This is a genomic window from Pseudomonas jessenii, from assembly GCF_002236115.1.
Lineage (GTDB): Bacteria > Pseudomonadota > Gammaproteobacteria > Pseudomonadales > Pseudomonadaceae > Aquipseudomonas > Aquipseudomonas jessenii.
Genome location: NZ_NIWT01000006.1, coordinates 306,103 through 327,737 on the forward strand (window position 1 = coordinate 306,103; position 21,635 = coordinate 327,737).

Annotated in this window: 15 protein-coding genes; 14 read left to right on the top strand and 1 reads right to left on the bottom strand. The window is 60.4% G+C overall.

Annotation, left to right across the window (positions count from 1 at the left end; genetic code table 11):
• Positions 1 to 243 precede the first annotated feature (243 nt).
• From rpmE to PSJE_RS21535, 3 genes are all read left to right on the top strand, one after another.
• The gene (gene rpmE / locus PSJE_RS21525; protein ID WP_008047849.1) at positions 244 to 462 is read left to right on the top strand and encodes a 50S ribosomal protein L31; all 219 of its coding nucleotides are present in this window, start codon (positions 244 to 246) and stop codon (positions 460 to 462) included.
• A 35-nt stretch (positions 463 to 497) separates the two neighbouring features.
• Positions 498 to 1,286, top strand: a complete 789-nt coding sequence (locus tag PSJE_RS21530; protein WP_090452667.1) for a thermonuclease family protein — start codon at positions 498 to 500, stop codon at positions 1,284 to 1,286.
• A gap of 183 nt (positions 1,287 to 1,469) precedes the next feature.
• Positions 1,470 to 2,738, top strand: coding sequence for a malic enzyme-like NAD(P)-binding protein (locus PSJE_RS21535; RefSeq protein WP_008047852.1), 1,269 nt, complete (start codon positions 1,470 to 1,472; stop codon positions 2,736 to 2,738).
• A 230-nt stretch (positions 2,739 to 2,968) separates the two neighbouring features.
• On the opposite strand, the gene PSJE_RS21540 is transcribed toward PSJE_RS21535, so the two are convergent.
• Positions 2,969 to 5,407 carry a penicillin-binding protein 1A gene (locus tag PSJE_RS21540; RefSeq protein WP_407515167.1) on the bottom strand — a complete coding sequence of 813 codons (2,439 nt, stop codon included), beginning with the start codon at positions 5,405 to 5,407 and terminating at the stop codon, positions 2,969 to 2,971.
• A gap of 217 nt (positions 5,408 to 5,624) precedes the next feature.
• Here PSJE_RS21540 and PSJE_RS21545 point away from each other — a divergent pair, with 217 nt between their 5' ends.
• The 11 genes from PSJE_RS21545 to hemE all read left to right on the top strand — a co-directional run bounded on the left by PSJE_RS21545 (position 5,625) and on the right by hemE (position 21,438).
• Positions 5,625 to 6,689: a pilus assembly protein PilM gene (locus tag PSJE_RS21545; protein ID WP_090452671.1), complete on the top strand. Its 1,065-nt coding sequence runs from the start codon at positions 5,625 to 5,627 to the stop codon at positions 6,687 to 6,689.
• Positions 6,689 to 7,255: a PilN domain-containing protein gene (locus tag PSJE_RS21550; protein ID WP_090452673.1), complete on the top strand. Its 567-nt coding sequence runs from the start codon at positions 6,689 to 6,691 to the stop codon at positions 7,253 to 7,255. The genes PSJE_RS21545 and PSJE_RS21550 overlap by 1 nt, the downstream gene beginning before the upstream one ends.
• Positions 7,252 to 7,875: a type IV pilus inner membrane component PilO gene (locus PSJE_RS21555; protein WP_090452675.1), complete on the top strand. Its 624-nt coding sequence runs from the start codon at positions 7,252 to 7,254 to the stop codon at positions 7,873 to 7,875. Before PSJE_RS21550 ends, PSJE_RS21555 begins: the two co-directional genes overlap by 4 nt.
• Positions 7,872 to 8,399, top strand: a complete 528-nt coding sequence (locus tag PSJE_RS21560; protein ID WP_090452677.1) for a pilus assembly protein PilP — start codon at positions 7,872 to 7,874, stop codon at positions 8,397 to 8,399. The genes PSJE_RS21555 and PSJE_RS21560 overlap by 4 nt, the downstream gene beginning before the upstream one ends.
• Before the next feature lie 13 nt (positions 8,400 to 8,412).
• On the top strand, positions 8,413 to 10,482 hold the full coding sequence (locus tag PSJE_RS21565; RefSeq protein ID WP_090452679.1) for a type IV pilus secretin PilQ: 2,070 nt from the start codon (positions 8,413 to 8,415) through the stop codon (positions 10,480 to 10,482).
• Between the two features lie 4 nt (positions 10,483 to 10,486).
• A complete protein-coding gene (aroK, locus tag PSJE_RS21570; RefSeq protein WP_057712350.1) occupies positions 10,487 to 11,005 on the top strand; it encodes a shikimate kinase AroK in 519 nt (172 codons plus the stop codon).
• A gap of 151 nt (positions 11,006 to 11,156) precedes the next feature.
• Positions 11,157 to 12,257, top strand: a complete 1,101-nt coding sequence (aroB, locus tag PSJE_RS21575) for a 3-dehydroquinate synthase (RefSeq protein ID WP_057712349.1) — start codon at positions 11,157 to 11,159, stop codon at positions 12,255 to 12,257.
• Between the two features lie 11 nt (positions 12,258 to 12,268).
• Positions 12,269 to 13,870 (top strand): AAA family ATPase, encoded by a 1,602-nt coding sequence (locus PSJE_RS21580; RefSeq protein WP_090452681.1) that lies wholly within the window; start codon positions 12,269 to 12,271, stop codon positions 13,868 to 13,870.
• A 350-nt stretch (positions 13,871 to 14,220) separates the two neighbouring features.
• Positions 14,221 to 18,666, top strand: coding sequence for a glutamate synthase large subunit (gene gltB / locus PSJE_RS21590; RefSeq protein WP_090452683.1), 4,446 nt, complete (start codon positions 14,221 to 14,223; stop codon positions 18,664 to 18,666).
• Positions 18,667 to 18,698: 32 nt separating this feature from the next.
• A complete protein-coding gene (locus PSJE_RS21595; protein ID WP_007997363.1) occupies positions 18,699 to 20,117 on the top strand; it encodes an FAD-dependent oxidoreductase in 1,419 nt (472 codons plus the stop codon).
• Positions 20,118 to 20,370: 253 nt separating this feature from the next.
• Positions 20,371 to 21,438, top strand: a complete 1,068-nt coding sequence (hemE, locus tag PSJE_RS21600) for a uroporphyrinogen decarboxylase (RefSeq protein ID WP_057712346.1) — start codon at positions 20,371 to 20,373, stop codon at positions 21,436 to 21,438.
• Positions 21,439 to 21,635 lie beyond the last annotated feature (197 nt).

Consider the following 21,635-nt stretch of genomic DNA (forward strand, 5'->3'; position numbering starts at 1 on the left):
CCCTGTGGGAGCGAGCTTGCTCGCGATAGCGCCGTGTCAGGCAACGCATATGCCGAATGACACACCCTCATCGCGAGCAAGCTCGCTCCCACAAGGATCGCGTATTGGGCCGGGAGCCTAGCAGACGGTCGGTCTCAGGGACAGCTTGCGTGATTGGCATTGTCTGGTAGAATCCGCGGCCTAATTACGTGCGGTATTCAACAATAGTGTTGGGTGGCGGCACGCTAGCCTGAGGAAGACACCATGAAAGCTGATATCCATCCAGAATACCCAGCAGTTGCTGTTACCTGCAGCTGCGGCAACAAGTTCGAAACCCGTTCGACCTTCGGCAAAGCCCTGGCGATCGACGTTTGCAACGAATGCCACCCGTTCTACACCGGTAAGCAGAAGACTCTGGACACTGGCGGCCGCGTACAGCGCTTCGCCGACCGTTTCGGTGCTTTCGGCGCGAAAAAGGCCTAAGGCCAATCAACTTGGGAAGCCGTTGCGGTTTTTCCATGCTGATGAAAAAGGCGTCCCTCGCGGGCGCCTTTTTTATGTCCGCGATTTGGCTATCCGGCGCCCAGGCGTTTTGCCCGGCACCCAGCGGCCTGGCGCCCGTCGCGGTGCAGCGGGTGGTGGACGGCGACACCCTGCGCCTGAGCGATGGCCGCAGTGTGCGCATGATCGGCTTGAATACGCCGGAGCTGGGCAAGAATGGCCGTTCCGACGAACCGTTCGCCGTGGTCGCGCGCAAGCGACTCGAAGCCCTGGTGGCGGCTAGCGACGGGCAGGTTGGTTTGCTGCCTGGCAAAGAAGGCAAGGACCATTACGGCCGCACCCTGGCTCATGTCTACGGTGCCAATGGCGCCAACCTCGAAGCGCAAATGCTCGCCGAAGGCCTGGGTTTTCAGGTGGCCGTGGCGCCGAATGTCGATCTGGTCACCTGTCAGCAAGCTGCAGAAACCAGCGCTCGACAGGCCGGGCTCGGTGTATGGCGCCAGTCGCCTGTACTGAAGGCGGAGCAGATCAGCACTTCCGGTTTCGCCGTGCTCAGCGGTCGTGTGAGCAAGGTTCAACGCAATCGCGGCGGGGTTTGGATCGAGTTACAGGATTCGGTTGTATTGCGCGTTGCACCCAATCTGCTGGGGCGGTTTGATACGGCCTTGCTGGAAAGGCTCGAAGGCAAGCAGATCGAGGCGCGCGGTTGGGTGCTGGATCGTTCGCGACGTGGCGGACTGAAAGAAGGTCAGGCGCGCTGGATGTTGCCCTTGACCGACCCGGCGATGTTTCAAGTCGTGCAGTGATAAAAAATTGTAGACATTTTTTGCGCTGATTGTGAACAGTCTAACCCTTGTCTGCCGTGGCTCTTGGCCCAAAGTCGTAGGGCCGGGCGCTTGACAGGGGTGACCAGTCAGTCTTGTGGGGACTTTGCGAGGCGCGTATCCTCGCTGACCAGTCTGTCCAACAGTAAAAAGCGGAATGCCAAAATGTCTGATCTGAAAACTGCCGCTCTCGAATATCACGCCAATCCTCGTCCAGGGAAGCTGAGTGTCGAGCTCACCAAGGCCACTGCTACCGCTCGCGACCTGTCGCTGGCCTACAGCCCGGGCGTAGCCGAACCAGTACGCGAGATCGCCCGCGATCCTGAACTGGCCTACAAGTACACCGGCAAAGGCAACCTGGTTGCAGTCATTTCCGATGGCACCGCGATTCTCGGTCTGGGTAACCTCGGCCCATTGGCTTCCAAGCCAGTGATGGAAGGCAAAGGCGTACTGTTCAAGCGCTTCGCCGGCATCGACGTTTTCGACATCGAAGTCGACTCCGAAAGCCCGCAAGCCTTCATCGACACCGTCAAGCGCATCTCCATCACCTTCGGTGGCATCAACCTGGAAGACATCAAGGCACCAGAGTGCTTTGAAATCGAGCGCGCTCTGATCGAGCAGTGCGATATTCCGGTATTCCACGATGACCAGCACGGCACCGCTATCGTGACCGCCGCCGGCATGATCAACGCCCTGGAAATCGCTGGCAAAACCCTGCCGGAAGCCAAGATCGTCTGCCTGGGTGCCGGCGCTGCCGCCATCTCCTGCATGAAGTTGCTTGTGAGCATGGGCGCCAACATCGAAAACATCTACATGGTCGACCGCACCGGCGTGATCCACTCCGGCCGTGACGACCTGAACCAGTACAAGGCTGTGTTCGCTCACGCGACCGACAAGCGCACCCTGGCTGACGCCCTGCAAGGCGCTGATGTGTTCGTTGGTCTGTCCGGCCCGAACCTGCTGAGTGCTGAAGGCCTGCTGTCGATGGCGCCTAACCCGATCGTGTTCGCCTGCTCGAACCCTGATCCGGAAATCTCCCCGGAGCTGGCGCACGCTACCCGTAGCGACGTGATCATGGCCACCGGTCGTTCCGACTACCCGAACCAGGTCAACAACGTACTGGGCTTCCCGTTCATTTTCCGCGGTGCCCTGGACGTTCGCGCCAAGCGCATCAACGAAGAAATGAAAGTGGCTGCGGCCAACGCCCTGCGTGAACTGGCCAAGCTGCCGGTACCTCAGGAAGTGTGCGACGCCTACGGCGGCATCAAGCTGGAATTCGGTCGTGAGTACATCATTCCGAAGCCAATGGATGCCCGTCTGATCACCCTGATCTCCGATGCCGTGGCCAAAGCTGCCATCGAGACCGGTGTGGCGACCCTGCCGTATCCGAAGAACTACCCGCTCAAAAGCGTGGATGACGTGTTCAACGGCTAAGCCGTTGTAGCGCTTCAACGAAAAGCCCCGGCTTGTGAGAGTCGGGGCTTTTTTGTGCCTGAAGGTTTTGTGGGGTTTCTGATGGCCTCTTCGCGAGCAAGCCCGCTCCCACATTGGAATGCGTACCCCTGTGGGAGCGAGCTTGCTCGCGATGGCGATATGACAGGAAGCCCGGATGCAAAAAAGCCCCGCCTTCTACAGAAGAGCGGGGCTTTATGTTGGTCCTGCAATCAGAACAAATCGATCGGCGCCGCTTCATCCGCCGGCAGTGGGCTGCCAGGTGCCAGACCGTTGCCCAGCTCGTTCCCGGACGGTGGCGTATCTTCGACCTTGAACAGTTCAAAGTAGGCCCCCGGGGTGCCCGGGCTGGCCGCGCGACCGCTGATCGGATCGACTCGCAGACTGAGGATGCCTTCGGGCTCCGGTTGAGTATGCGGTGGTTTGCCTTTGAGCGCGGCGCCCATGTAGTTCATCCAGATCGGCAGCGCGACGGTGCCGCCGAACTCCTTGCGACCCAGGCTTTCCGGTTGATCGAAGCCGGTCCACACGGTCGTCACGTAATCGGCGTTGTAGCCGGAGAACCAGGCGTCCTTGGATTCGTTGGTCGTACCGGTCTTGCCGGCAATGTCAGGGCGGCCCAGGGCGAGCGCGCGGCGACCGGTGCCGAGCTTGATCACATCCTCAAGCATGCTGTTGAGGATGTACGTGGTGCGCCCATCAACGATGCGTTCGGCCACGGCGGGTGCTTGTGGTGTCGGCGTAGTGCCCGGTGCCTCGCCCGGCGTTGCGTTGACCGTGAAGGCTTGGGCGGCTGGCACGGCAATGCCATCGCTGGCAGCGCCGCCCTGAGGCACGCTCGGCGGGTTGGCGACGAACAGTGTGTCGCCGTTGCGGCTTTCGATCTTGTCGATGATGTACGGGGTGATCTTGTAGCCGCCGTTGGCGAAGGCGCTCCAGCCGGTGGCGATTTCCATTGGCGTCAGGGTCGCAGTGCCCAGTGCCAGGGACAGGTTGGGTGGCAGGTCCTGTTTGTTGAAGCCGAAGCGCGTGATGTAGTCGATGGTCTTGCCGACGCCCATCGCTTGCAGCAAGCGGATCGACACCAGGTTGCGCGACTTGTACAGCGCTTCACGCAGGCGAATCGGGCCGAGGAAGGTGTTGGTGTCGTTCTTCGGGCGCCAGACCTTGTCCAGGTACTCGTCGACGAACACGATCGGTGCGTCGTTCACCAGGCTGGAGGCGGTGTAGCCGCTATCCAGTGCGGCGGCGTAGACGAACGGTTTGAAGCTCGAGCCCGGCTGGCGCTTGGCCTGCAATGCGCGGTTGTAGTTGCTCTGCTCGAAGGCGAAGCCCCCGACCAGCGAACGAATGGCGCCGTTCTGTGGGTCCAGGGACACCAGAGCGCCTTGGGCCTGCGGGATCTGGCTGAACTTCAGCGAATTGTCCGGCTGACGCTGCACGCGAATCAGATCACCGACCTGGGCCACGTCCGAGGGTTGTTTCGGGTTGGCGCCCATGCTGTTGGTGTTCAGGAACGGCCGGGCCCACTTCATGGTGTCCCAGTTCACGTGTTCCTGGCCGGTGCGGGTCAGTACCTGCAGGCCGGTCTTGTCGACCTGGGTCACGATGGCCGGTTCCAGGCCGCTGATGATGCGTTGTTTGGTCAGCTCGGTTGCCCAGGCCTCGCGGGTCTTGCCCGGCAGCCGCGACTCTGGCCCGCGATAGCCGTGACGCTGGTCGTAGGTCATCAGGCCTTCGTGGACCGCGGTGTTGGCCAGCTCCTGGAGGTCGCTCGGTACCGTGGTCGTGACGCGGAAGCCTTCGGTATACGCGTCGCTACCGTAACGCCCGACCATTTCGGCACGGGCCATTTCGGCGATGTACGGGGCGTTCACTTCCGGGGTCGGCACGTGATAGCTGGCGTTCAGTGGCTCGTTGACTGCAGCGGTGTAGTCGGCCTCGCTGATTTTTCCGAGCTTGTACATGCGCCCCAGGATCCAGTCGCGACGCTCCTTGCTGCGCGCCGGGTTGGCCAGCGGGTTGAAGCGCGACGGCGCCTTGGGCAGGCCGGCGATCATCGCCATCTGCGCCAGGCTGACATCGCGAATCGATTTGCCGTAATAGACCTGCGCCGCCGCCTCGATGCCGTAGGCGCGGTTACCCAGATAGATCTTGTTGACGTACAGCTCGAGGATCTCGTCCTTGGTCAGCTGCTGTTCGATCTGCAGGGCCAGCAGGATCTCGGTGGTCTTGCGTGAAAAGCTGCGTTCGCTGGTCAGGAAGAAGTTCTTCGCCACCTGCATGGTGATCGTGCTGCCGCCGGACTGGATGTGTCCGCTTTTGACCAGTTGGGTCGCGGCACGCATCAGGCTGCTCGGATCGACGCCGTAGTGGTTGGCGAAATTGTCGTCTTCAGCACTTAGTAACGCATTGATGAAATTGGGGGGAATGTCGGCGAAACGGATCGGTGTACGGCGCATTTCGCCAAATTCTGCGATCAACTTGTTATCGCTGCTGTAGACCCGCAAAGGGATCTGCAACTGGATGCTTCTCAGCGCCTCCACGGACGGTAGTCCGGGACTAAGGTAAAGGTACGCCCCGCTCAGACCCAGAAGGAGTCCGCAGAAAACCGCGACGATGGACCAACCGAAAAACTTCAGCAGACGAATCAAGGCTTTTGGATATCCAGGGTAAAAAATGAATTGGGCAACAGGGTTCAGGCTAAACGAGAACGACCCGCGCTTGAGCAAAAGCGGAAAAAAACGCTGGGCATTATAAGCATTTTTCTGATCGGGAGCGTGGCTGGCGCTGCTGTCAAGACGGGTGGATTGAACGCAATGGACATTGCAGAGTCCGTAACTCACGGAAAGTCATAGGGAATTGGTAGTGCCAGGACTCTTCAACAAAAAATCCAATACGCTGCTGGGAATCGACATCAGTTCCACCTCGGTGAAACTTCTTGAGTTGAGCCGTCAGGGTGAGCGCTATCGGGTCGAGGCCTATGCGGTCGAGCCATTGCCGGTCGGCGCGGTGATCGAAAAGAATATTGCCGAGCTCGAAGGTGTGGGGCTGGCCATCACTCGCGCGCTGGCCAAGGCCAGAACCGCCCTCAAGAACGTGGCCGTGGCCGTGGCGGGCTCAGCGGTGATCACCAAGACCATCGAGATGGATGCCGGTCTTTGCGAAGACGAAATGGAAAGCCAGCTGAAAATCGAGGCTGACCAGTACATTCCTTATCCCCTGGACGAAGTCGCGATCGACTTTGAAGTCCAGGGCACCTCCGGGCGTAATCCCGAGCGCGTCAACGTGCTGCTCGCCGCTTGTCGCAAGGAAAACGTCGAAGTCCGCGAGGCCGCCCTGGCCCTGGCGGGGCTGACCGCCCGCGTGGTCGATGTCGAGGCCTACGCGCTGGAGCGTTCATTCGAACTTCTGGCCAGTCGACTCGCGGTTTCCGAGAAACCTTTGACGGTCGCAGTGGTGGACATCGGCGCCACCATGACCACCCTGAGCGTGCTGCACAACGGGCGGATTATCTACACCCGCGAACAGCTGTTCGGCGGTCGGCAACTGACCGAGGAAATCCAGCGTCGCTACGGCCTGACGCTCGAGCAGGCGGGGCTGGCGCAAAGGAAGGGCGGTTTGCCGGATGACTATGCCGCCGAGGTCTTGCAACCATTTCGAGAGGCGCTGGTGCAGCAGGTGTCGCGCTCGTTGCACTTCTTCCTGGCTTCCGGCCAGTACAGTGCCGTCGATCATGTCCTGCTGGCCGGCGGTACGGCGTCGATCCCGGGGCTGGACCGTTTGATCGAGCAGCAATTGGGCACGCCGACCCAGGTCGCGAACCCGTTTTGCGAAATGACTCTGGGCAGCAAGGTCAATGGCGCTGCCCTGGCGAGTGATGCCCCGGCGTTGATGATCGCCTGCGGTCTGGCCCTCAGGAGCTTCGACTGATGGCACGGATCAACCTTTTACCCTGGCGCGAGGAGCGGCGTGAAGTCCGCCGCAAGCGCTTCCTGCTGGTCCTGGTGGCGGCAATGGTGGGCGCGATGGGTGCGGTGCTGGTTGCGAACCAGGTCATTAGCGGTGCCATCGACCAGCAAGTCGCCCGTAACGATTACATCGGCAAGCAAGTCGCCGTGGTCGATGAGCGAATCAGCCAGATCAATGATCTCAAGGCGCGCCGTCAGCAATTGGTCGAGCGCATGGGTGTCATCCAGGGCCTGCAGGGCAATCGCCAAATCAGCGGGCGAATATTTGACCAGTTGGCGCGAGCCCTGCCCGACGGCGTGTATTTCACCGAAGTGAAAATGACCGCAAAGACCTTGTCCATCACCGGTGCCGCGCAATCCAACAACCGCGTTTCAGAATTGATGCGCAACCTCGAGGCATCAGACTGGTTCGATGCGCCGAGCCTGACCGAAGTCAAGGCCACGGCTGTCGGCCAGTTGGAGCAGGCAAACGTCTTCCAGTTGACCGTCCGCCAGACTCAACCCGCAACACCGGAGGGGGGCAAATGAGTCTGTCCGAATGGTTCGAAGGGCTGCGCAAGATCGACATCAATGATCTGGATACCAGCAACATGGGCGCCTGGCCGCCGGCGATCAAGTGTCTGGTGGCTGCTTTGCTCGTGTTTCTGGTGGTGGCCTTTGGCTATAACTTTTCCACCCGCGACCTTGTGAGCCAGCTCGATCTCAAGCGTGAGGAAGAGTCGACGCTCAAGGAGCAGTTCGCCAGCAAGGCGCGCATGGCGGCGAACCTGGATCTCTACACCCGGCAGTTGAAAGAGATGGAGAACACCTTCGTCGTGCTGTTGCGGCAACTGCCCAGCGATACCGAAGTGCCCGGCTTGCTCGAAGACATCACGCGTACGGGCCTCGGCAGTGGCCTGGAGTTCGAAGAGATCAAGTTGCTGCCGGAGGTGGCCCAGCCGTTCTACATCGAGCTGCCGATCCAGATCACGGTCACCGGGGATTACCACGACCTGGCCACCTTCGTCAGTGGTGTGGCCGGGTTGCCGCGAATCGTTACCTTGCACGATTTCGATCTTGCTCCTGTCAGCCCTGAGGGTGGTCCGAAACTGCGCTTGACCATCCTCGCCAAGACTTACCGCTACAACGACAAGGGGCAGCATCAATGAGCCCGGCACGTTGTTTTTCGGTGGTGGTGTTGCTGTCTGCCCTGTCCGGTTGTGGCGGGGGGGATGACTACACCGATCTGGACGCGTACATGAACGAAATGCGCCTGCACGGGCCGGGGAAGATTGAACCAACGCCAGTATTCCAGTCTTACCCTGCATTCACTTACAACGCGGCGAATCTGCGCAGCCCGTTTTCGCCACAGATCAGCACTGATCTGGCGGCCCGGCGGCGGGGTTCGGGTAACGTCAAACCCGACCTGGGTCGGGTCAAACAATACCTCGAAGGCTTCAACATCGAGCAGTTTGAAATGGTCGGCACCCTTTCCAATGCGTCGGGCTCCTATGCCCTGCTGCGCGGGGCGGGTGGGGTGCACCGGCTGAAAGTCGGCGATTACCTGGGGCGTAACGACGGACGGATCGTTGCGATCAGTGGCTCTCAAGTCGATGTGGTTGAAATTGTCTCTGATGGTCAGGGTGCGTGGCTGGAGCGTCCCCGGACCATCCCTTTGAAAGAGCACTCATAGTGGAACTCCAATAATGAACAGGATTCTTTCCACCGTCGGCCTTTCGCTATGGATAGCGTTGTTGTCGCCGATGGTACAAGCGGCCAATCTCAAGGCGCTGGATGTCGCAGCGCTGCCGGGTGACCGTGTCGAGTTGAAGTTGTCGTTCGATGCGCCGCCCCCGGTGCCCCACGGCTACACGACGGATTCGCCAGCCCGGATTGCCCTGGATTTGCCGGGTGTCGCCAGTCAGCTGGCGAGCAAGACTCACGATCTGGGCAGTGGAAATGCCCGAAGTGCGACGGTGGTGGAAGCCCGGGACCGTACGCGATTGATCATCAACCTGACCCAGCCTGCCCCGTACGACTCGCGAATAGAAGGTAACAATCTGCTGGTCGTTGTCGGGCAGGGAGTCAAACCGTCGACATCCAGGCCGGCGGCCGCAGCAATGCCGGTTCCGGCACGAGCCGTCGCGACGGCAGGCAAGGCCATTCGGGGTGTGGATTTCCAGCGGGGGACCCAGGGCGAAGGCAACGTGGTGATCGACTTGTCGGATCCATCGATTGCGCCCGACATACAAGAGCGCGAAGGCAGGATCATCGTCGGATTTGCCAAGACCTTATTGCCCGAGCGATTGCGCGTGCGTCTGGACGTGAAGGATTTCGCCACGCCCGTGCAGTTCGTCAATGCCAGCGCGAGCGGCGATCGAGCCACCATCAGCATTGAACCCGGCGGCACGTTCGATTACTCGACCTATCAGACTGACAATAAGCTCACGGTCAGCGTTCGCCCGGCGACGGTCGACGAACTGCAAAAACGCAATGCCGGGCAACAGGCCTACAGCGGCGAGAAGCTATCGCTGAACTTCCAGGACATCGATGTGCGCTCGGTGCTGCAACTGATCGCCGATTTCACCAACCTCAATCTGGTGGCCAGCGACACGGTCCAGGGGGGAATTACCCTGCGCTTGCAGAACGTACCGTGGGATCAAGCGCTGGATCTGGTGCTGAAAACCAAGGGGCTGGACAAGCGCAAGGTCGGCAATGTCCTGCTGGTTGCGCCGGCCGATGAAATTGCTGCCCGTGAGCGTCAGGAGCTCGAATCGCAGAAGCAGATTGCCGATCTGGCGCCGTTGCGTCGGGAGCTGTTGCAGGTCAATTACGCCAAGGCGGCGGATATCGCCAAGCTCTTCCAGTCGGTGACCAGTGCCGAAGCGAAACCCGACGAACGGGGATCAATCACCGTCGATGAACGCACCAACAACATCATTGCCTACCAGACCCAGGACCGGCTGGATGAGCTGCGCAGGATCGTCACGCAGCTGGATATCCCTGTGCGTCAGGTGATGATCGAGGCGCGCATTGTCGAAGCCAACGTCGACTATGACAAAAGCCTCGGGGTGCGCTGGGGTGGTTCGATACAGAACAAGGGCAACTGGAACACCTCCGGCGTCAGCAATGGACTCAATGGGTCATCGACCATTGGCACGCCCGGCAGTACCAGCACCAACTCACCGTTCGTCGACATGGGCGTAGCCAACAACACCTCGGGAATCGGCATCGCCTTCATCACCGATAACGTCTTGCTGGACCTGGAGCTGACGGCCATGGAGAAAACCGGCAACGGGGAAATCGTCTCCCAGCCCAAGGTGGTCACGTCCGACAAGGAGACCGCCAAAATCCTCAAGGGCACGGAAATTCCCTATCAGGAAGCCAGTTCCAGCGGCGCGACTTCGGTGTCGTTCAAGGAGGCTTCGCTGTCGCTGGAGGTGACGCCGCAGATCACGCCCGACAACCGGATCATCATGGAAGTCAAGGTGACCAAGGACGAACCGGACTACCTGAACAAGGTTCAGGATGTACCCCCCATCAAGAAAAACGAAGTCAACGCCAAGGTCCTGGTCAACGATGGCGAGACCATCGTCATTGGTGGTGTTTTCTCAAATACTCAGAGCAAGGTTGTAGATAAGGTGCCATTTCTTGGCGATGTGCCGTATCTTGGCCGCCTTTTCCGGCGTGATGTGGTTTCGGAGAAAAAATCCGAGCTGTTGGTATTCCTCACTCCGCGTATCATGAATAATCGGGCGATTGCTGTGAGTCATTGATTCTGTGCGAAATTTGATTCTTGTTGGACCGATGGGTGCTGGAAAAAGCACCATCGGCCGGTTGCTGGCCAAAGAGCTGCGCCTGCCATTCAAAGATTCCGATAAGGAAATTGAATTGCGCACGGGCGCCAATATCCCTTGGATCTTCGATAAGGAAGGCGAACCGGGTTTTCGTGATCGCGAGCAGGCAATGATTGCCGAGCTGTGCGATTGCGACGGTGTGGTGCTGGCGACAGGCGGGGGCGCGGTCATGCGCGAAGCCAATCGTCGGGCACTGCATGCCGGTGGGCGGGTGGTTTATCTGCATGCGTCAGTCGAGCAGCAGGTCGGCCGCACGTCCCGCGACCGCAATCGGCCATTGCTGCGCACCGCCGATCCGGCCAAGACCCTGCGGGATCTGCTGGCGATCCGCGATCCGCTTTATCGGGAAATTGCCGACCTGGTGGTCGAAACCGATGAGCGGCCGCCACGAATGGTCGTACTCGACATTCTAGAGCGTCTGCAGCAGTTGCCACCCCGTTAAAGCGCCGCGCGAAATGCGCTATCCTCGGCGTCCCGCCATGACCGTTCGAGGTTGTGGCGGATGGCTACCGAACGGCGTCACACCAGCAGAGGCCGTGGATATTCGTTAACTCAAGGCAGTACGCCTGATTCCATCTTCACTGTGGGGACACATGCAGACACTCAAGGTCGATCTAGGCGAGCGCAGCTACCCGATTCATATTGGCGAAGGTTTGTTGGATCAGCCCGAGCTGCTGGCCCCGCACATTCGCGGACGGCAAGTAGCGATCATCTCCAACGAGACTGTTGCGCCGCTCTATCTCGAGCGTCTGACCCGCAGCCTGGCGCAGTTCTCGGTGATTTCCGTGGTACTGCCCGACGGCGAAGCCTTCAAGACCTGGGAAACCCTGCAACTGATTTTCGACGGTCTGCTGACCGCCCGGCATGACCGCCGCACCACGGTGATCGCCCTTGGCGGCGGTGTGATCGGTGACATGGCCGGCTTTGCCGCCGCCTGCTACCAGCGCGGCGTCGATTTCATCCAGGTTCCGACCACGCTGCTGTCGCAGGTCGACTCCTCGGTGGGCGGCAAGACCGGGATCAACCATCCGCTGGGCAAGAACATGGTCGGCGCCTTCTATCAGCCGAACGTGGTGCTGATCGATACCGCCAGCCTCAATACCCTGCCGGCGCGCGAGCTGTCCGCCGGGCTGGCCGAAGTCATCAAGTACGGGCTGATCTGTGATGAGCCGTTCCTGACCTGGCTCGAAGACAACGTCGACCGCCTGCGCAATCTGGACCAGCAAGCCCTGACCTATGCCATCGAGCGTTCCTGTGCGGCCAAGGCGGCAGTGGTCGGTGCCGATGAGAAAGAGACAGGCGTGCGTGCCACCCTGAACCTGGGCCACACTTTTGGCCACGCCATTGAAACCCACATGGGCTATGGTGTGTGGCTTCATGGTGAGGCTGTGGCTGCTGGCACCGTAATGGCGCTGGAAATGTCCGCGCGCCTCGGCTGGATCAGCGAGCAGGAGCGCGATCGCGGCATTCGTCTGTTCCAGCGTGCGGGGCTGCCGGTCGTTCCGCCGGAAGAAATGACAGAAGCCGATTTCCTCGAACATATGTCCATTGACAAAAAAGTGATCGACGGTCGTTTACGCCTGGTGCTGCTGCGCCACATGGGTGAAGCGGTGGTGACCGACGATTATCCGAAAGAGGTTCTACAGGCCACGCTGGGGGCAGACTACCGCGCCCTGGCTCAGCTTAAAGGTTAAATAAGAACACAATGACTAGTTTGCATGCCGACGAGGCCTTCCTCGGCCATTACCAGTTGAGTCATGACCCTTTTGCTCCACGGGTGCCTGGCTTCAAATTTTTCCCGGCCCAGCGCAAACCCGTGCTGGGACAACTACATCACCTGGCCCGTTACAGTCAGTTGCTGCTAGTGGTCACTGGCCCAGAAGGCAGTGGCAAGACCCTGTTGCGTCAGGCTCTGGTCGCCAGCACCAACAAGCAATCGGTCCAAAGCGTGGTGGTTTCTGCCCGCGGCGCCGGCGATGCGGCCGGGGTATTGCGTCAGGTGGCCCAGGCGTTGAACGTCGGCCAGGCTGATGCCGACGCTATTCTGGCCCAGGTGGTGCAGCTTGCACTGACCGGGCAAGAAGTCTATCTGCTGGTCGATGACGCCGAACAACTCGACGAGTCCGCCCTTGAGGCTCTGATGGTCCTGGCTGCCGGTGCGCCTGAAGGCCGCCCGCATGTGTTCCTGTTCGGTGAGACCTCGCTGATTGCTCAGCTTGAGGCTTTGCATCTCGAGGAAGAGCGTTTCCACGTCATCGAGTTGCAGCCCTACACCGAAGAGGAAACCCGCGAATATCTGGAGCAGCGGCTCGAAGGCGCTGGTCGCGGTATCGAACTTTTCACCGCGGATCAGATCTCTGATATTCACGAAAGCTCCGAAGGTTGGCCTGGCAGCATCAATCAGGTCGCCCGCGATGCAATGATCGAAGCCATGATCGCCAGCCGCTCAGCGGTCAAGCGTCCAAAAATGGGGTTCAATATGCCGAAGAAACACGTGTTGGCGATTTCCGCCGTGGTCGTGGTCGCGGTAGCTGCCGCCTGGTTGATTCCAGGTCGCAACAAGGCACCGACCACCGGTGCGCCGGCCAATGAACAGGCGCAACTGCCGCTTGGCCAGGGTCAGCCAACAGCGAATGGCGGCGCTCCGGCCGTAGAATTCGCTGGCAACACGCAGCCGATGCCATTGCCGTTGGTCGGTAACTCGCAACCGGTGATGCGCGGTCCGCTGGCTGAAGCGGCAGGTGGCATTACCGAAGGTGACGACGGGGTGCCGGTTGAAGGCTCAAGCGCCACTCCGCCGACCGTGACCACCACTGCGCCGCCTGTGGGCGTTCCTGCCGGCCCTGCGCCGACACCAGCGGCCAAGCCGACGCCTGCGCCGACTCAGGTCGCCACCGCCAAGCCAGCGCCTGTACCAGCGCCTGCTCCAGTGGCCAAGCCTGCACCAGCGCCAGCCAAGCCAGCCGTTGCTGCGGCGGCCAAGCCTGCCGAGAAACCGGCTCCGGCGGCCAAGGCCGCTGGCGGCACCTGGTACGCCGGTCAGGCACCGGGTAACTACGTGGTGCAAATCCTCGGCACCAGCTCCGAAACTGCCGCACAAAGCTTCGTCAAGGAGCAGGGCGGCGAGTACCGTTATTTCAAGAAAGTCCTCAATGGCAAACCGCTCTACGTGATCACCTACGGCAACTTCGCCAATCGTGATGCAGCCGTTTCCGCCATCAAGGCCTTGCCAGCGAAGGTTCAGGCTGGTAAACCTTGGCCTCGCACTGTCGCCAGCGTCCAACAGGAACTGGCAACAACTCGCTGAAGATTCGGCGGCCTTACCCAGGCCGCCTCTCCAAGCACCTCAAAATTTCTACAAGTGCGCGCAGCCTTCCGGGCTGCGTGCCTTGTGGTGTCTGCGTCACAGTAGTCTTTGAGTCGTTGCGGTCAAAATTAAAAAAAGTTTTGACTAGCACAGCAGATCGCTTTAAACCTTTCACAAATGCGACATAGATTTGCGACATTTCGTCGTCAAATTTGTGAGCCTCTGTGTCGGTGTGTACAATGACCTCCCTTTTGCCCCCGCAAAGCTGGCGTACGTTCGGCGCGGAGTGCAAGTGGTTGAATTGAAAAGAAATTTGCTTCGATCAGAAGCAGCCTGGTGAGAAAGTGTCTATGAAAGCAGGTCTGTACCAACCAGATGAATTCAAGGATAACTGCGGTTTCGGCCTGATTGCCCATATGCAGGGCGAGCCCAGTCATACCCTTTTGCAAACGGCCATCGAGGCCCTGACCTGCATGACCCACCGCGGTGGGATTAATGCCGACGGCAAGACCGGTGACGGTTGCGGTCTGCTGATTCAAAAGCCGGACGTGTTCCTGCGAGCCATCGCCCAGGAAACGTTCGGCGTCGAAATGCCCAAGCAATACGCTGTGGGCATGGTTTTCTTCAATCAGGACCCGGTCAAGGCCGAAGCCGCTCGCGAGAACATGAACCGCGAGATCCTGGCCGCCGGTCTGCAACTGGTCGGCTGGCGCAAAGTGCCGATCGACACCAGCGTCCTCGGCCGTCTGGCCCTTGAGCGCCTGCCGCAAATCGAGCAAGTGTTCATCGGCGGTGAAGGCCTGAGCGATCAGGACATGGCCGTCAAGCTGTTCACCTCCCGTCGTCGCTCGTCCGTGGCCAACGCCGCCGACACCGACCACTACGTCTGCAGCTTTTCCCACAAGACCATCATTTACAAAGGCCTGATGATGCCGGCGGACTTGACCGCCTTCTATCCGGACCTGAGCGATGAGCGCCTGCAAACCTCGATTTGCGTGTTCCACCAGCGCTTCTCCACCAACACCTTGCCGAAATGGCCACTGGCTCAACCGTTCCGCTTCCTGGCGCACAACGGCGAGATCAATACCATCACCGGCAACCGCAACTGGGCCGTGGCTCGTCGCACCAAGTTCACCAACGACTTGATGGACCTGGAAGAACTCGGCCCGCTGGTCAACCGCGTCGGTTCCGACTCCTCGAGCATGGACAACATGCTGGAGCTGATGGTCACCGGTGGCATCGACCTTTTCCGTGGCGTGCGGATGATCATTCCGCCTGCGTGGCAGAACGTCGAGACCATGGACCCGGATCTGCGTGCGTTCTACGAATACAACTCGATGCACATGGAACCGTGGGACGGCCCGGCCGGCGTGGTAATGACCGACGGTCGCTACGCGGTGTGCCTGCTCGACCGTAACGGTCTGCGTCCGGCGCGTTGGGTCACCACCAAGAACGGTTTCATCACCCTGGCCTCGGAAATCGGCGTCTGGAACTACCAGCCTGAAGACGTGATCGCCAAGGGTCGCGTTGGCCCGGGCCAGATCTTTGCCGTGGACACCGAAACCGGTCAGATCCTCGACACCGATGCGATCGACAACCGCCTGAAGTCCCGTCACCCGTACAAGCAATGGCTGCGCAAGAATGCCCTGCGCATCCAGGCGACCATGGAAGACAACGACCACGGTTCGGCGTTCTACGACGTCGATCAGCTCAAGCAATACATGAAGATGTACCAGGTCACGTTCGAAGAGCGCGACCAGGTGCTGCGTCCGCTCGGCGAGCAAGGCTACGAAGCCGTGGGCTCGATGGGTGACGATACGCCGATGGCCGTGCTGTCCCAGCGCGTGCGCACGCCGTACGACTATTTCCGCCAGCAGTTCGCGCAGGTCACCAACCCGCCGATCGACCCGCTGCGCGAAGCCATCGTCATGTCGCTGGAAATCTGCCTCGGTGCCGAGCGCAACATCTTCCAGGAGTCGCCGGAACACGCTTCGCGCGTGATCCTCAGCTCGCCGGTCATTTCCCCGGCCAAGTGGCGCTCGCTGATGAACCTCGATCGTCCGGGCTTCGAGCGCGCGATCATCGACCTCAACTACGACGAAAGCGTCGGTCTGGAAGCGGCGATCCGCAACGTTGCCGATCAGGCTGAAGAAGCCGTGCGCGCCGGTCGCACCCAGGTTGTGCTGAGTGACCGTCACATCGCCCCGGGCAAGTTGCCGATCCACGCTTCTCTGGCCACTGGTGCGGTGCACCATCGCCTGACCGAAAAGGGCCTGCGCTGCGACTCCAACATCCTGGTGGAAACCGCGACCGCTCGCGATCCGCATCACTTCGCCGTGTTGATCGGGTTCGGCGCCTCTGCCGTTTATCCGTTCCTGGCATATGAAGTGCTGGGCGACCTGATCCGTACCGGTGAAGTGCTGGGCGACCTCTACGAGGTGTTCAAGAACTACCGTAAAGGCATCACCAAGGGCCTGCTCAAGATCCTGTCGAAGATGGGCATCTCGACCATCACCTCCTATCGCGGAGCACAACTGTTCGAAGCGATCGGCCTGTCCGAGGAAGTCTGCAATCTGAGCTTCAAGGGCGTGCCAAGCCGCATCAAGGGTGCGCGTTTCGTCGACATCGAAGCCGAGCAGAAAGCCTTGGCCACCGAAGCCTGGAGCCCGCGCAAGCCGATCCAGCAGGGTGGTTTGCTGAAGTTCGTCCACGGTGGCGAGTACCACGCCTACAACCCGGATGTGGTCAACACCCTGCAAGCCGCTGTGCAGCAGGGCGACTACAGCAAGTTCAAGGAATACACGTCGCTGGTGGACAACCGTCCGGTGTCGATGATCCGCGACCTGCTGAAAGTCAAAACCCTCGACACTCCCCTGGATATGAGCGAAATCGAACCGCTGGAGTCGGTGCTCAAGCGCTTCGACTCCGCCGGTATCTCGCTGGGCGCCCTGTCGCCGGAAGCTCACGAAGCCCTGGCCGAAGCCATGAACCGCCTCGGTGCGCGTTCCAACTCCGGCGAAGGCGGCGAAGACCCGGCGCGCTACGGCACCATCAAGAGCTCGAAAATCAAGCAGGTGGCGACCGGTCGTTTCGGTGTAACCCCGGAATACCTGGTCAACGCTGAAGTGCTGCAGATCAAGGTTGCCCAAGGCGCCAAGCCAGGCGAGGGCGGTCAACTGCCAGGCGGCAAGGTCAATGGCCTGATCGCCAAGCTGCGTTATGCAGTGCCGGGCGTGACCCTGATTTCGCCGCCGCCGCACCACGACATCTACTCGATCGAAGACTTGTCGCAGCTGATTTTCGACCTGAAACAAGTCAACCCGCAGGCGCTGGTCTCGGTGAAGCTGGTAGCGGAAGCGGGCGTCGGCACCATCGCCGCCGGCGTGGCCAAGGCCTACGCGGACTTGATCACCATCTCCGGCTACGACGGCGGCACCGGCGCGTCGCCGCTGACCTCGATCAAGTACGCGGGTGCTCCGTGGGAACTCGGCCTGGCCGAAACCCACCAGACCCTGCGTGGCAACGACCTGCGCGGCAAAGTGCGGGTGCAGACCGACGGCGGCCTGAAAACCGGCCTCGACGTGATCAAGGCGGCCATCCTCGGCGCTGAAAGCTTCGGCTTCGGCACTGCGCCAATGATCGCCCTGGGCTGCAAATACCTGCGCATCTGCCACCTGAACAACTGCGCCACCGGCGTCGCGACCCAGAACGAGAAGCTGCGCAAGGATCACTACATCGGTACCGTCGACATGGTGGTGAATTTCTTCACCTATGTCGCCGAAGAAACCCGTGAGTGGCTGGCCAAGCTGGGCGTGCGCTCCCTCGAAGAGCTGATCGGCCGTACCGATCTGCTGGAAGTCCTCGAAGGCCAGACCGCCAAGCAGCATCACCTGGACCTGACCCCGTTGCTGGGCAGCGACCACGTGCCGGCGGACAAGCCGCAGTTCTGTGGCGTTGAACGCAACCCGCCGTTCGACAAGGGCCTGCTGGCCGAGAAAATGGTCGACATGGCCACCTCGGCGATCAACGACTTGAGCGGCGCTGAATTCGACCTGGATATCTGCAACTGCGACCGTTCCATCGGCGCACGGATCTCCGGCGAAATCGCGCGCAAGCACGGCAACCAGGGCATGGCCAACGCGCCGGTCACGTTCCGCTTCAAAGGCACGGCCGGGCAGAGCTTCGGCGTGTGGAACGCCGGCGGCCTGCACATGTACCTTGAAGGCGATGCCAACGACTACGTCGGCAAGGGCATGACCGGCGGCAAGCTGGTGATCGTTCCGCCGAAGGGTAGCGTCTACCGTACCCAGGACAGTGCCATCATTGGCAACACCTGCCTTTACGGCGCCACTGGCGGCAAGCTGTTTGCCGCCGGCACCGCGGGCGAGCGTTTCGCCGTGCGTAACTCCGGTGCCCACACCGTCGTGGAAGGCACTGGCGATCACTGCTGCGAGTACATGACCGGTGGTTTCGTCTGCGTATTGGGCAAGACCGGTTACAACTTCGGCTCTGGCATGACCGGCGGTTTCGCCTACGTGCTCGACCAGGACAACACCTTCGTTGACCGGGTCAACCACGAACTGGTGGAAATCCAGCGGATCAGCGGCGAGGCGATGGAAGCCTACCGTAGCCACCTGCAACGCGTGCTGAACGAGTACGTCGAGGAAACCGACAGCGAGTGGGGTCGCGAACTCGCCGAGAACCTCGATGATTACCTGCGCCGTTTCTGGTTGGTCAAGCCGAAGGCTGCCAGCTTGAAAACGTTGCTTTCCAGCACCCGTGCCAACCCGCAGTGATATGCGCCTGAAGAGTTTGATGAGGTTTTAAAATGGCTGAACGTCTGAATAATGACTTCCAGTTCATCGAGGTCGGGCGCAAGGATCCGAAGAAGAAACTGTTGCGTCAACGCAAGAAAGAGTTCGTGGAAATCTACGAACCCTTCAAACCCCAGCAGTCGGCCGACCAGGCCCACCGCTGCCTGGGTTGCGGTAACCCGTATTGCGAATGGAAGTGCCCGGTGCACAACTTCATTCCCAACTGGCTGAAACTGGTGGCCGAGGGCAACATCCTCCAGGCCGCCGAGCTGTCGCACCAGACCAACACCCTGCCGGAAGTCTGCGGCCGGGTGTGCCCGCAGGACCGTCTGTGCGAAGGTGCCTGCACCCTCAACGACGGCTTCGGCGCGGTGACCATCGGTTCGGTGGAGAAGTACATCACCGACACCGCATTCGCCATGGGCTGGCGCCCGGACATGTCCAAGGTCAAGCCGACCGGCAAGCGTGTCGCGATCATCGGTGCGGGCCCGGCGGGCCTGGGTTGTGCCGACGTGCTGGTGCGCGGTGGCGTGACCCCGGTGGTGTTCGACAAGAACCCGGAAATCGGCGGTCTGCTGACCTTCGGTATCCCCGAGTTCAAGCTGGAAAAGACCGTGCTGAGCAATCGTCGCGAAGTCTTCAGCGGCATGGGCATCGAGTTCCGCCTCAACACCGAGGTGGGCAAGGACGTGACCATGGAGCAACTGCTCGAAGAATACGATGCCGTATTCATGGGCATGGGCACCTACACCTACATGAAGGGCGGTTTTGCCGGTGAAGACCTGCCGGGCGTGTACGACGCACTGGACTTCCTGATCGCCAACGTCAACCGCAACCTTGGCTTTGAAAAGTCGCCGGAAGATTTCGTCGACATGAAAGGCAAGAAGGTTGTGGTACTCGGCGGCGGCGACACGGCGATGGACTGCAACCGTACGTCGATCCGCCAGGGCGCCAAGTCGGTGACCTGCGCCTATCGTCGTGACGAAGCGAACATGCCAGGCTCGCGCAAAGAGGTGAAGAACGCCAAGGAAGAAGGCGTGAAGTTCCTCTACAACCGCCAGCCGATCGCCATTGTCGGTGAAGACAAGGTCGAAGGCGTGAAGGTGGTCGAGACCCGTCTCGGCGAGCCGGATGCCCGTGGCCGTCGCAGCCCCGAGCCGATCCCGGGCTCCGAAGAGATCATCCCGGCCGACGCCGTGGTTATCGCCTTCGGTTTCCGTCCGAGCCCGGCGCCGTGGTTCGAACAGTTCGAAATCCAGACCGACAGCCAGGGCCGCGTGGTGGCGCCTGAGCAAGGTCAGTACAAGCACCAGACCAGCAACCCGAAAATCTTCGCCGGTGGCGACATGGTTCGCGGTTCTGACCTGGTAGTGACGGCGATCTTCGAAGGCCGTAATGCGGCTGAAGGGATCCTGGATTACCTGGGCGTCTAAAACCCGATTTCAATTTGAAATGGGATCAAATGTGGGAGCGAGCTTGCTCGCGATAGCGGTGGATCAGTTGACAGAAATGTTGAATGTGACACCGCCATCGCGAGCAAGCTCGCTCCCACAGTTGTTTCGTGGTGTAACGAATACTGCGTTTACATTGCGACAAATTGACCCGATAGACAAAAGGCTGACCTGCAACCGTGCCTTTTGCGCCCGGCTCTGAGAAAATGCCCTCACTTTTTTTCCGGATGCCGACATGACTGCCCTGAAGAACGACCGTTTCCTGCGCGCCCTGCTCAAGCAACCCGTAGACGTCACCCCCGTGTGGATGATGCGTCAGGCCGGTCGCTACCTGCCTGAATACCGCGCCAGCCGTGCCAAGGCCGGTGATTTCATGAGCCTGTGCATGAACCCGGCGTTCGCTTGCGAAGTCACGATGCAGCCGCTCGACCGCTATCCACAACTGGACGCGGCGATCCTCTTCTCCGATATCCTGACCATCCCCGATGCCATGGGCCAAGGCCTGTACTTCGAAACCGGTGAAGGTCCGCGCTTCAAGAAAGTCGTCAGCACCCTGGCCGACATCGAGGCCCTGCCGATTCCTGATCCGCACAAAGACCTGGGCTATGTGATGGACGCGGTCAGCACCATCCGCCGCGAACTGAACGGCCGTGTGCCGCTGATCGGCTTCTCCGGCAGCCCATGGACACTGGCCACCTACATGGTCGAAGGCGGTTCGTCGAAAGACTACCGCAAGACTAAAACCATGCTCTACGACAATCCGCAAGCCCTGCACCTGCTGCTGGACAAGCTCGCGCAGACGGTCACCAGCTACCTCAACGGCCAGATCATGGCCGGTGCGCAAGCGGTGCAGATCTTCGACAGCTGGGGCGGCGCCCTCTCGGCGGCGGCGTACCAGGAGTTCTCCCTGGCCTACATGAAGAAAATCGTCAGCGGCTTGATCCGCGAGCACGAAGGCCGCAAGGTGCCGGTGATCCTGTTCACCAAGAGCGGCGGTCTGTGGCTGGAAAGCATCGCCGACGCCGGTGCTGATGCACTGGGCCTGGACTGGACCTGCGACATCGGCAGCGCCCGCGCCCGTGTCGGCGACAAGGTCGCACTGCAAGGCAACATGGACCCGACCGTGCTCTACGCCAAGCCGGAAGCGATTCGCGCGGAAGTCGGACGTATCCTGGCCAGCTACGGCAAAGGCAGCGGCCACGTGTTCAACCTCGGCCATGGCATCACGCCGGAAGTCGATCCGGAACATGCTGGCGCGTTCCTGCGCGCGGTACATGAGCTGTCGGCGCAGTATCACGAATAGCGATTGCCCGTTTCGACAAAGCCTGTCCCGCCTCGTGCCGGACAGGTTTTTTTGTGCCGTTCAAAAGCTCAATCGATAAAGCATCACTTGTTGTAAGAATGTTTTCTTTCTTTGTCGGACCGAGGAATGGAGAGACTGTTCCTGCCTCGTGCGGCGATTACTCCTACATAGAATTTTCTTCCATCCCCGTAAGGTTC